Raw genomic sequence first — 12,386 nt, forward strand, 5'->3', positions numbered from 1 at the left:
CGCCTCGACCAGCGTCGCGCGAACCGCCCAGTCCTGATCGTTCAGCCAAAAGGCCGCGCGCGAAAACAACAGCGGCACTTTCGTATTGCCGTTCGGTGTCCGCGCAAGGCCATCGGCGAGCAGTCCGAGCCACTGGGCGGCGCCAGCGCGCGGGGTCGAAACCGGCTGATCGGGAAGCAGCAGCATCGGATCCTCGCGCTGCCCCGACGCGATCGCGATCCGCCCGCGCAGCCGCTGCGCCGTGGCGCTCTCGCCCGCCTTGTCGAGCGTTGCGGCGAGACGCAGGCCGACGAGCTGGCTCGTCCGATCGGTCAGGATGATGTCATCGGTCAGCGCCGCCGCGTCGGCGCTGCGCTGCGTCGCCAGTTGCACGAGCGCAACCTGCAAGGTCAGCGCCGGTTCGGGGCGGGCGCGGTTGTTCACCGCCAACAAATGCCGTTCGGGCAGCTTTTCGCGCGCGCCAACGTCGATCCACGCATTGATCGTCGGCAGGATCAGCCGCGCGATCGTATCGGCGCCGGTCTTGTCGTTCCGCCCCGCCACATAATCGCGCGCAGCTTTCCAATCGGACCACCGCATCGCATCGACCAGCAACACCAACTGGGCATCAAACCGACGATCGCCACTGGCCCACAACTGCAAAGCGGCGGTTCGCGCTGCGGCCAGATCGCCCGCCTGGATCGCCTGCTCCAAAATCCGCCCGCGCACCCCGGGCAGGCCCGGCGCCAGGCTCGACACGTCGGTCAGCGCCGCCAGCGCCGCGGCAGGCTCGCCGCCTTCTTCGGCCAGCCGCGCCCGGACCAACGCGTTCAACGCCGCGCCGCCATCGTCCGCGGCCTGCACAGGGGTCACCGCCGCAAGCGCGCTGACAGCCAGAAACGCCTGCGCGAGCTTACATATTCGGGTAATTGGGGCCTCCGCCGCCTTCGGGGGTGACCCAGTTGATATTCTGGGTCGGATCCTTGATGTCGCACGTCTTGCAATGGACGCAATTCTGCGCGTTGATCACGAATTTGGGATCGCCCGTTTCTTCACCGACAATCTCGTAAACCCCCGCCGGACAATAGCGCTGCGCGGGCTCATCATAGAGCGGCAGGTTGTACGCGACCGGGATCGACGGATCTTTCAGCTGCAAATGGACCGGCTGATCTTCCTCATGGTTGGTGTTCGATACGAACACCGAGGATAGCCGGTCAAAGGTCAGAAACCCCGTCGGGCTTCGGATAGTCGGGCTTGGGCATCATATCGGCCCGGTACAGGCTCTCATTGTCCGGATGATGCTTCATCGTGAAGGGGACTTTGATCTTCAACGTTTCGAGCCACATCGTGATCCCCGACAGGATCGTCCCGCCCAGATCGCCCCATTTTTCGACAAGCGGCAGCACGTTGCGCACCACGCTCAGCTCTTTCTTGACCCAGCTGTTGTCATACGCCGCCTGATAGGCATCGAGCGTGTCGCTGCCGCGTCCAGCAGTCACCGCCGCGAACGCCGCTTCGGCCGCCATCATCCCCGATTTCATCGCGGTGTGGGTGCCCTTGATGCGCGGGACGTTCAGGAAACCGGCGCTGTCGCCGATCAACGCGCCGCCCGGGAACGCCAGCTTCGGCACCGACTGATAGCCGCCGTCGCTGATCGCGCGCGCACCATAGGACACGCGCTTTCCGCCCTTAAGGATTTTCGCGATCTCGGGATGCGTCTTCCACTTCTGCATCTCCTGGAACGGGGAGATGTGCGGATTTCGGTAGTTGAGCCAGGTGACGAAGCCCAGCGCGACCTGTCCATTCGCTTGATGATAGAGGAAACCGCCGCCATTGGCGTTTTCATCGAGCGGCCAGCCCTGCGTGTGGATGACGCGACCTTCGGCGTGGTTTTCGGGTTTGACGTCCCACAATTCCTTGACGCCAAGCCCGTAAACTTGCGGCTCGCAATCGGCGTCGAGCGCGAATTGCGGCTTCAAAATCTTGGTCAGATGCCCGCGCACGCCTTCGCCAAAGAAGGTATATTTCGCGTGCAGCTCCAGCCCCGGGGCATAATCGGCCTTATGGCTGCCGTCGCGCGCGACGCCCATGTCGCCGGTCGCGACGCCTTTGACCGAACCATCGTCATTGTAGAGGATTTCGGCCGCCGGAAAGCCGGGGAAGATTTCGACCCCCAGCCCCTCGGCCTGCTCGGAGAGCCAGCGGCACAGATTGCCCAAGCTGCCGGTATAGGTGCCCTTGTTGTGCATGAAACCGGGGGTGATGATGTGCGGCACCCCAATCTTCTTGGTCTTGGTCAGCACCCAATGCTGGTTGTCGTTGACCGGCACCTCGGCCATCGGGCAGCCTTGGGTCCGCCATTCGGGCAGCAGTTCATCGAGCGACTTCGGATCGATCACCGCGCCCGACAAGATATGCGCGCCGACCTCGGACCCTTTTTCCAGGATACAGACCGACAGCTCGCGGCCCGCTTCATTCGCCAATTGTTTGAGGCGGATCGCCGCTGAAAGTCCCGCCGGCCCAGCACCGACGATAACCACGTCATAGGGCATCGATTCCCGTTCGCTCACTTGGCTTACCCTTTCTGCCGTCCCGGCGCCGATCGTTCATCGTAAGCGGCGCTCATTCTGTCACGAAATGCGATGCCCGCCAATTGACGTGTCCGTCAACAGGCTGTTTTAACAAATCACATGGGTGGGTCACAATCAGCCTTGCTGGCGGAAAGCATAAGCGACTGGTGGTCGCTGGCGGGCGTTGACGCGCTCGTTGGCGAGGAACCGGCGGGCTGGCTCGTCCTGCCACCGGCAAATGACGCTGCGTCACCGCGGCCCAAGCCGACCATCGCCCCAGACCCCGAAGCCGCGCCCCTCCCCGCCATATTGCAGCGCCAAGAGGCGCCGCAACCGGTCGAAACCAAGGGACCGGTTGTTTTTCCCGACGCCTGGGACGAATTTCAGCACTGGCTCGCGACAAGCGACGATGTGCCGGGCAGTCAGTGGGATGCGCGCCGCATTTTGCCCGTCGGCCAGGCAGAAGCGCCGCTGATGCTGCTCACCGCCTGGCCCGAAATCGACGATCAGCGCGACGGCGCGTTGTTCACTGGCGCCCCGGGCCAGCTGCTCGATGCGATGCTGCTCGCGATCGGGACGACCCGCGACGCCTGCTATATGGCCAGCCTCGCCATCACCCGCCCCGCGGGCGGGCGCTGCGACGGCGCCGAGTCTGCCGAGCTCGACCGCTTGCTCTGGCATCATCTGCGGCTCGCCCAGCCTGCAAAGCTGTTGCTGATCGGCAGCGACATCGTCCGGATGGCCGCGGCAAGCGAATTGCCCGAAACCCGCGGAAAGTTACTCGATATTAACCAAGATGGCGGCAAGGTGGAGACGGTGGCTGTGGCGCATCCCGCGATGCTCCTGGCCCGGCCCGCGCAAAAAGCGGCGGCCTGGGACAGCCTGAAACTGCTCAACCGGGGACGTTGACAGATGACGATGATGACCAAGACTTTTATCTCATGCGCCATTTTGGCCGCTGCGATCGGCGCGTCGCCCGCTTTGGCGGTCGATGCAAACAGCCGCGATCTGGTGTCTGCGCCGCAAACGGTGCCAGATACCTTGTCGTCGAAACAGAAACAGCTCTACACGCAGGTGCTAACTGCCATTCGCGGCCAGCGCTGGGCCGATGCCAAGTCGCTGCTCGACAGCGCCGGAAATGGTCCACTGACCGATTTTCTGCGCGCCGAACTGCTGACCGCACCGAACAGCCCGCGCGCCGAAGTCGCCGACATCATGCCGATACTCTCGCGGTCGCCTTACCTGCCGCAGGCCGAACAGCTTGGCCGACTGGCAACGAAACGCGGTGCGACCGAATTGCCGACGCTGCCTTTTCAAGCGCGCCTCGCTTGGGCCGGCAGCGCGCCCCGCCGCCTTGGCGCCGATGCCGTCAGCGGCGATCCGGCGGCCGCGGCGCTTGCTCGTTCTATTCCCGATCGGATCAAGAATGATGATCCCGCGGGTGCCGAGGCCCTGCTGAATGCGGCGGCCGATCGGCTGACCCCCGAATCTCGAGACGAATGGCGCCAAAAAGTCGCCTGGTCCTATTATATTGAAAATGACGATGCGAGCGCGCTCCGCCTCGCCCTCGCCTGTACATCGGGCAGCGGTGCCTGGGCGACGCAGGGTGCTTGGGTGCAGGGCCTCGCCGCTTGGCGGCTGCGTGACTATCCGACCGCGCTCGTCGCTTTCGATCGCGTCGCAAAGGAAGCCCCCGACAGCGAGCAGCGCGCCGCGGCCTATTACTGGTCGGCGCGCGCCGCGATCGCCTCCGGTCAGCCCGCGTCGGTACAACCGCGCCTGCGCGCCGCCGCAGCCAACGAGGAAACCTTCTACGGCCTCCTCGCTGCCGAAACACTCGGCGTCGAAACGACCAGCCAGCGAGAGAATGTCCGCGCCGACCGCAGCGCATGGCGCGCGCTCGAAGAACTGCCCAACGTGCGCGCCGCGATGGCGCTAGCCGAGATTGGCGAGGATAAATATGCCGACGCCGTTCTGCGCCACCAGGCGCTGATCGGCGACGTTCGCCAGCACGATCAATTGCTTGCCATTGCGGGCGCCTTGAGCCTGCCCGAAACGCAGCTCTATCTGGCGCACAACACGCCGCAGGGCCGCAAACCCGCCGCACAAGCTCGTTATCCCCAGCCGAAATGGGAACCCAATGGCGGTTGGAAAGTCGACCCGGCGCTGGTCTTTGCCCACACGCTTCAGGAATCGCGCTTCCAGCGCGCCGTCGTCAGCCCGGCGGGCGCCTTCGGCCTGATGCAGGTCCGTCCCGGAACCGCGCGCGACATAGCGCGCTGGCGCGGCGACAGCGGAACCGGCGATCTTCGTATCCCCGCCGTCAACATGGATATGGGGCAAAGCTATCTGCAATATCTGAGCAAGGATCCGTCGACCGGCGGCCAGCTGCCCAAGGTGATCGCCGCCTATAACGCCGGTCCCGCCCCAATCGCGCGCTGGCAGTCCGAAATTCGCGATGGCGGCGATCCGCTGCTCTATATGGAATCGATTCCTTATTGGGAAACGCGCGGCTATGTCGGCATCGTACTGCGCAATTATTGGATGTACGAAGCGCAGCAGGGCAAGCCGTCGGTCAGCCGTGCCGCGCTGGCGCAAGGCAAATGGCCGCGCTTTCCCGATGGCAAGGATCGCACGCGGCTGACCTATGCTGGCGGCCTTAGCAACGCCGATTGAGAAGACGCTGATGCCGATTGACGAGAGCCTGGTTTTCAAGCCCGTTCGGATCGCGCTATTGACGATTTCGGACAGCCGTAGCGCGGCAGAGGACCGGTCGGGCGACAAGCTGGAAGAGCTGCTGACCGATGCGGGCCATATTCTGGCGGCGCGCGCGATCATCAAGGACGAAACCTCGCTGATTGTCTCGCGCCTCCACAACTGGATCGATGACCCCGACGTCGACGTCGTCATCACCACCGGCGGCACCGGTCTTACCGGCCGTGACGTGACCCCCGAGGCGCTGCACCGCCTCGATGGCAAGGACATCCCCGGTTTCGGCGAACTGTTCCGCTGGCTCAGCTACCAAATGATCGGCACCTCGACGATCCAGTCGCGTGCTTGCGCCGTCGTTGCGCGCGGCACCTATATCTTCGCGCTGCCGGGTTCGACTGGCGCCGTGACCGACGCCTGGGAGGGCATTTTGTCGACCCAGTTCGACAGCCGGCACCGGCCCTGCAATTTTGTCGAGCTGATGCCGCGGTTGCTGGAATAGCCGAACCCTGAAAACTTCGTCACCCCGGACTTGATCCGGCATCCATCCAGCTGCGGTGCAATGGACCCCGGATCAAGTCCGGGGTGACGAGGAGAATATTGCCGACTATTTGTTCTTTATTTGTTCTCATCGAACAGATAAACTCGCCCGGTGGAACCCACCAAACCCCTCCCCCCGATCTCCGGGCGCGGCGCCCCCGCCAACCCGCGCCCGACGCGCACAGGATCGCTCGACCGCGAGCTCGACGGAGACTGGCTCGACACCGCCGAACTGATCGACGGCACCCCGCCGCCGCTGCGCACCACGGTTACAGTCGAACATCCCAAGACGATCATCGCGCGCAACACGTCCCCCGACATTGGCTTCGACCGTTCGATCAATCCCTATCGCGGCTGCGAGCATGGCTGCATCTATTGCTACGCGCGCCCGACCCACGCCTTTCACGACCTGTCGCCCGGTCTCGATTTCGAAAGCCGCTTGTTCGCCAAACCCGATGCCGCGAAACTGTTGCGACTTGAATTGGCGAAGCGGGGCTATACGGCCGCGCCGCTTGCGATCGGCACCAACACCGACGGTTACCAACCGATCGAGCGCGAATGGGGCATCACACGATCGGTGATCGAGGTGCTCGCCGAGACGCGTCACCCGCTGCTGATCACCACCAAGTCCGACCGGCTGCTCCGCGACATCGATCTGCTGGCGGCCATGGCGCGCGACAATCTGGTGGGCGTCGCGATATCGGTAACGACGCTCGACGCGGGACTAGCGCGCACCCTCGAACCCCGCGCCCCGCACCCGCGCCGCCGCCTCGCCGCGATCCGCAAGCTGATCGACGCCGGGGTACCGACGCAGGTCAATATCTCGCCGATCATCCCCGCGATCACCGATCACGAGATTGAGGCGATCATGGCCGCCGCCGCGCAGGCGGGCGCGATCCGCGCCTCGTACATCCTGATGCGTTTGCCTTATGAGGTCGCGCCGCTGTTCCGCGCGTGGTTGGCGGCGCATTACCCCGACCGCGCCGACAAGGTGATGCATATGGTGCAGGACGTCCGCGGCGGCCGCGACAATGACCCCGGTTTCTTTACCCGGATGAAAGGCCAAGGCGTCTGGGCGCAGCTGATCCGCACCCGCGTCAAACGCGCCGCGCGCGAACATGGCATGGACCGACGTTTTCCGGCGCTCCGGTCGGATTTATTCAGACCGCCCGAGAGGGATGGCCAGATAGAGATGTTTTGACAAGGACGTCATCCCAGCGAAAGCTGGGATCGTCCGCGTTTCGGTTTGACGATAGCGACCGCAGATTTCGCTGTCGCGACGTCAAGCCCCCACCAGCGACTTCAGCTTATAATCCTTATAATCGTCGCGGATCTGGCGTTTCAAAATCTTGCCGGTTGCGGTGTGCGGCAATTCATCGACAAACACGATCTCGTCGGGCAGCCACCATTTAGCGATCTTGTCCTTAAGATATTCGACGATGCTCGCCTCGCTCACCTCGGAGCCAGGTTTCTTCACGATCAGCAGGATCGGCCGCTCGTCCCATTTGGGGTGATAGACTCCGACCGCTGCCGCTTCCTGAACGCCCGGCGCGCCGACTGCGGCATTTTCCAGCTCGATCGAGCTGATCCATTCGCCGCCCGACTTGATGACATCCTTTGCGCGGTCAGTGATCTGCATGACGCCGTCTGGGTGGATCACCGACACGTCGCCGGTGTCGAACCAGTCATCGGCATCGGTCGCGTCGGCATCGGCCTTGAAATAGCGCTGGATGATCCACGGCCCGCGGCATTGCAGCCGCCCACTCGTCACCCCGTCGTGCGGCAGGACATTGTCTTCATCGTCGACGATGCGGAGTTCGACGCCAAAGGGCGGGCAGCCCTGGCGCGCGACGACGTCGACACGTTCGTCAAAGCTCATCTCGTCCCAGTTCCACGGGCGTTTGCCCATCGTTCCGATGGGGCTTGTTTCCGTCATCCCCCACGCATGAGCGACATCGATCCCCGCCTTCATGAACCGTTCGATCATCGCGCGCGGGCAGGCAGACCCGCCGATGATGACGCGGCCAAGCTTGCCATATCCGATGCCCGCCGCGTCCATATGCGCAAACATCGCGATCCACACCGTCGGCACCCCGGCGCTGTGCGTCACGCCCTCGTCGTGCATCAGGTCGCACAGAACCTGCGCGTCATTGGTGGCGGAAAACACGAGCTTCGCGCCCACCGTCGCCGCCGCAAACGGAATGCCCCAGCTATTCGCATGGAACATCGGCACGATCGGCAGGATCACGCTGCGGTTCGCCATGTCGAACACGTCGGGCTGGATCTCGGTAATCGCGTGGATCACGTTCGAGCGATGCTCGTACAACACGCCTTTGGGATTACCCGTGGTGCCGCTGGTATAGCAAAGTCCGACGGGGTCGCGCTCATCGAGTTCGACCCATTGAAAACTGCCGTCCGCGGCATCGATCAGGTCGCGGTACGACAGATAGCCGTCCTGCGCCGGGGCATCGAACAGGACAAAATGCTCGACCGTCGGCAATTGGCCCCGCAATCGCTCGACGATCGGCAGGAACATCGCATCGAACAGCAGCACCCGGTCCTCGGCATGGTTGATGATATAAACCAGCTGCTCGTCGAACAGCCGCGGGTTCACCGTATGCATCACCCCTCCGATGCCAGCGCTGCCGTACCAGCTGACCAGATGATGGCCGTGGTTCATCGCCAGCGTCGCGATGCGGTCGCCCTTGGTCATGCCCAGCCCCGCCATCGCCGCGGCAAAACGCCGCGCATCATGCCCGACCTCGCCCCACGTCGATCGGGTCACGCTACCGTCAGCCCAGCGCGAGACGATTTCGCGTCCCGCATGTTCACGCGCGGCATGATCGATCAGGCTGGTGACCAGCAGGGGCTGGCTTTGCATTCCGGACATTGGGGCATTCCTCTCATCTTTTCCCAAGGGATAAGGCGAGCCGGACACTTTACGCAAGCGTGAAGCGGGTCAACGAACCCGAAAATCGCGAGGTGTGAGCAACGACAAGGCAGCATCGGTGACCCCCGCGACCGTTTCAAAACGCGCAACGACATCGGGGCCGAGCACGAAGCGACGGCCAAGGCAGATGCGAAGTTCCTCGCCGGTGTCGGGATCGTCGGTCACGATCGTTACGCGGCCGCGCGCATCGTCGCGCGTTTCGAGCAGCCGCGCCATTTCATCGATCGCCCCCGGCAATGCGACGCGGCACGTCAATGCCAGCGCCGCGGTCGCGGCAATCTCGGCCAGCGGTTGCGCGCCGCGCACGGTGACGCGCGGCGTCTCTTCACCCTCCAGCAGATCGAGTTCCACCGACAGGATGGCGCAGCCGCCATCGACCGCCAACGCCTCCAGCAACTTGCACGTCTGTTCGTCGAAACAGCTCGACTGAAATTGCCCGCTGCGGTCGGACAGCGTCAGGTTGAGGAAGCGGTTGCCGCGCTGCGAAACCCGCGCCTTGGCGTTTTCGACCATGCCGGCCATGATCATCGGGATACGCGTTCCCGGCGTCATTTCCACTTGGGAGCAGATGTCGCCATAGGTTCGCGCGCCGCGCGCCGCGACGATCGCTTCATATTGCTCGACCGGGTGCGACGAAAAATAGAAACCGAACGCTTCCTTTTCGCGCGTCATTCGCTCGGCGAGCGTCCATGGTTCGGCAGTAGGCAACTGCAGCACCGGCGCGACGTCGATATCGCCGCCGAACAATCCGCCCTGCCCGGTCGACCGCTCGTGCGCAGACGAATTGGCGCAGGCGAGCAGGCTTTCGGCGGCCGCATAAGCGCGAGGCCGGTTGGGCTCGACGCCGTCGAAAGCGCCCGATCCCGCCAGCGCCTCGATCTGCCGCCGGTTGAGCTGCTTGGGATCGATCCGTGCCGCAAAATCGTCGAGACTGGCAAAGTCGCCCTTCGCCTGCCGTTCGGCGACCAATGCCTCCATCGCCTTTTCACCGACCCCCTTCAGCGCGCCCAGAGCAAAGCGCACCGTCAGGTCGTCACCGCTCTGCCCGACCGAAAAATCGGCCTCACTTTCGTTGATCGACGGCGGTGCCACCGCGACGCCCGACCGGCGCATATCATCGATGAAGATCGACAATTTGTCGGTCTGGTGGCTGTCGAACGACATCGACGCGGCGAAAAACTCGTGTGGATAATGCGCCTTAAGCCAGGCCGTCTGATACGACAGCAATGCATAGGCCGCAGCGTGGCTCTTGTTGAAGCCATAGCCCGCAAATTTATCGATCAAGTCGAACAGCTCGTTCGCTGCCTTGGGGGCGATCTGGTTATGCTCGCCGCAGCCCTTGACGAAAGTGTCGCGCTGCGCGTCCATTTCGGCCTGGACCTTCTTGCCCATCGCGCGGCGCAGCAGGTCGGCGCCGCCCAGGCTGTAGCCGGCGAGGATCTGCGCCGCCTGCATCACCTGTTCCTGATAGACAAAGATGCCATAGGTTTCGGCGAGAATGCCCTCGAGCAACGGGTGTGGATAGGCGATCGCCTCGCGCCCGTTCTTGCGCGCGCCAAACAGCGGAATATTGTCCATCGGGCCGGGTCGATAAAGCGCGACGAGCGCGATGATATCGCCAAAATTTGTCGGTTTCACCGCCGACAGCGTCCGCCGCATCCCTTCGGATTCCAGCTGGAACACCCCGACAGTCTCGCCGCGCTGCAGCAGTTCATAGACCGCCGGGTCTTCCCACGCGAGCGTATCGAGATCGACGTCGATCCCGCGCAGCGCCAGCAACCGCCGCGCCTCTTTCAGCACCGACAGCGTCTTGAGCCCAAGAAAGTCGAACTTTACCAGCCCGGCGCTCTCGACATATTTCATGTCGAACTGCGTCACTGGCATGTCCGAGCGCGGGTCGCGATAAAGCGGCACCAGCTGGTCGAGCGGGCGGTCGCCGATCACCACACCCGCGGCGTGGGTCGAGCTGTGGCGCGGCAGGCCTTCCAGCTGGCGCGCCATGTCGAACAGGCGGCGCACCCCGTCGTCCTGCTTATATTCGGTCATCAGCTCGGACACGCCGTTCAATGCGCGCTCAAGCGTCCACGGATCGGTCGGATGGTTCGGCACCAGCTTTGCGAGCCGGTCGACCTGGCCATAGCTCATCTGGAGCACGCGTCCGGTATCCTTGAGCACCGCGCGCGCCTTCAGTTTCCCGAAGGTGATGATCTGCGCGACGGTATCGCGGCCGTATTTTTCCTGCACATAGCGAATGACTTCGCCGCGCCGTGTTTCGCAAAAGTCGATGTCGAAATCGGGCATCGACACGCGCTCGGGGTTGAGGAATCGTTCGAACAGCAATCCCAGCTTGAGCGGATCGAGATCGGTGATCGTCAGCGCCCACGCGACCACCGAACCCGCACCCGAACCGCGCCCCGGACCCACCGGAATATCCTGCGCCTTCGCCCATTTAATGAAGTCGGCCACGATCAGGAAGTAGCCGGGGAAACCCATTTGGATGATCACCCCGACCTCGAAATCGAGCCGGTCGATGTAGGCCTGGCGCTCTTCGGCAGTGAGGTCGGCATAGAGCGCCAGCCGCACATCGAGCCCGTCACGGGCGTCACGCGCCAGCTGCGCCGCCTCGGCCTCGCGGTCTCCCGCCAGGCTCGGCAGGATCGGCGCGCGGTTCGGCGCCATGAACGCGCAACGCTGCGCGACGATCAGGCTGTTGCGCATCGCCTCGGGCAGGTCCGAAAACGCATCCTCCATCGCCTCGGCGGGCTTCAGCCATGCCTCGGGGCTGCTGACGCGCCGATCGGTGCTTTCGACATAGGCCGACTGCGCGATACACAGCATCGCGTCGTGCGCGGGGTGGAATTGCGGTTCGACAAAGCTCGCCGGATTCGTTGCGACGAGCGGCAGCGCGCGGGCATAAGCCATGTCAATCAGCGCCGCTTCCGCCGCCATCTCGGCAGCGTCGCCGCGCCGCGACAATTCGATATACAGCCGCCCTGCAAACAGGGCTTCGAGCTGTTCGATATAATCGCTCGCCGCCGTTGCCTGCTCGCCCGCCAGCAGCCGCGTCAGCGCACCCTCGCCGCCGGCGGTCAGACAGATCAAGCCATCACTCTTGCCCGCCAGATCAGCCAGGGTGACATGCGGGTCCAATTCGATCGGGCGATCAAGATGCGCGGCGGACACCAGCGCGCATAAATTGCCGTAACCGGCGGCGTCCTGTGCATAAAGCGCCAGCCAATCGATCAGCGGCGCGCCGTTCGCCAGCCGCTGCCCTGGCCGCGCGACGCTGAGCAGCGCGCCGATGATCGGCTGCACCCCCGCCGCCTTGCACGCATCGCCGAACGCCATCGCGCCATAAAGGCCATTGCGGTCGCAGATCGCGATCGCGGGGAAACCGCGGTCGCGCGCGGCTTTCGCAATCGCTTTCGGCTCGATCGCCCCTTCGAGCATCGTATAGCTGGAAAAGACGCGCAGGGGGGAAAAGGGGCTGAAGGCCATGGCGGGGACGCTAACGCCGCGCAGATGATTCGACCATGGCCTCGATTCACAAAAACGTCATTGCGAGGAGCCCCGGACTTGATCCGGGGCGACGCGGCAATCTCCAGCTATCGTGGCCAATAAACGATGGCTGGAGATTG

Annotated in this window: 6 protein-coding genes and 2 pseudogenes; 4 read left to right on the forward strand and 4 right to left on the reverse strand. The window is 63.9% G+C overall.

Annotated elements, in window-relative coordinates:
• A pseudogene (locus tag ACQY6T_RS00005) lies at positions 1-852 on the reverse strand (tetratricopeptide repeat protein); the annotation flags it as partial.
• A gap of 40 nt (positions 853-892) precedes the next feature.
• Positions 893-2,549: pseudogene (locus ACQY6T_RS00010) on the reverse strand (electron transfer flavoprotein-ubiquinone oxidoreductase).
• Positions 2,550-2,669: 120 nt separating this feature from the next.
• Here ACQY6T_RS00010 and ACQY6T_RS00015 point away from each other — a divergent pair.
• The 4 genes from ACQY6T_RS00015 (at position 2,670) to ACQY6T_RS00030 (ending at position 6,999) form a co-directional block, all read left to right on the forward strand.
• Complete coding sequence (locus tag ACQY6T_RS00015; protein WP_428626989.1) at positions 2,670-3,458, forward strand: uracil-DNA glycosylase family protein; 789 nt, start codon at positions 2,670-2,672, stop codon at positions 3,456-3,458.
• A 3-nt stretch (positions 3,459-3,461) separates the two neighbouring features.
• Positions 3,462-5,225 (forward strand): transglycosylase SLT domain-containing protein, encoded by a 1,764-nt coding sequence (locus tag ACQY6T_RS00020; RefSeq protein ID WP_428626992.1) that lies wholly within the window; start codon positions 3,462-3,464, stop codon positions 5,223-5,225.
• Between the two features lie 10 nt (positions 5,226-5,235).
• Complete coding sequence (gene moaB / locus ACQY6T_RS00025) at positions 5,236-5,760, forward strand: molybdenum cofactor biosynthesis protein B (protein ID WP_428626995.1); 525 nt, start codon at positions 5,236-5,238, stop codon at positions 5,758-5,760.
• 150 nt (positions 5,761-5,910) lie between these two features.
• Positions 5,911-6,999 (forward strand): PA0069 family radical SAM protein, encoded by a 1,089-nt coding sequence (locus ACQY6T_RS00030; protein ID WP_428626997.1) that lies wholly within the window; start codon positions 5,911-5,913, stop codon positions 6,997-6,999.
• 81 nt (positions 7,000-7,080) lie between these two features.
• Here the strand turns inward: ACQY6T_RS00030 and ACQY6T_RS00035 are convergent, their stop codons facing one another.
• Positions 7,081-8,679, reverse strand: coding sequence for a long-chain fatty acid--CoA ligase (locus ACQY6T_RS00035; RefSeq protein ID WP_428628788.1), 1,599 nt, complete (start codon positions 8,677-8,679; stop codon positions 7,081-7,083).
• A gap of 78 nt (positions 8,680-8,757) precedes the next feature.
• On the reverse strand, positions 8,758-12,246 hold the full coding sequence (dnaE, locus tag ACQY6T_RS00040) for a DNA polymerase III subunit alpha (RefSeq protein ID WP_428627000.1): 3,489 nt from the start codon (positions 12,244-12,246) through the stop codon (positions 8,758-8,760).
• Between the last annotated feature and the right edge of the window lie 140 nt (positions 12,247-12,386).

Source organism: Sphingopyxis sp., from assembly GCF_965279725.1.
Lineage (GTDB): Bacteria > Pseudomonadota > Alphaproteobacteria > Sphingomonadales > Sphingomonadaceae > Sphingopyxis.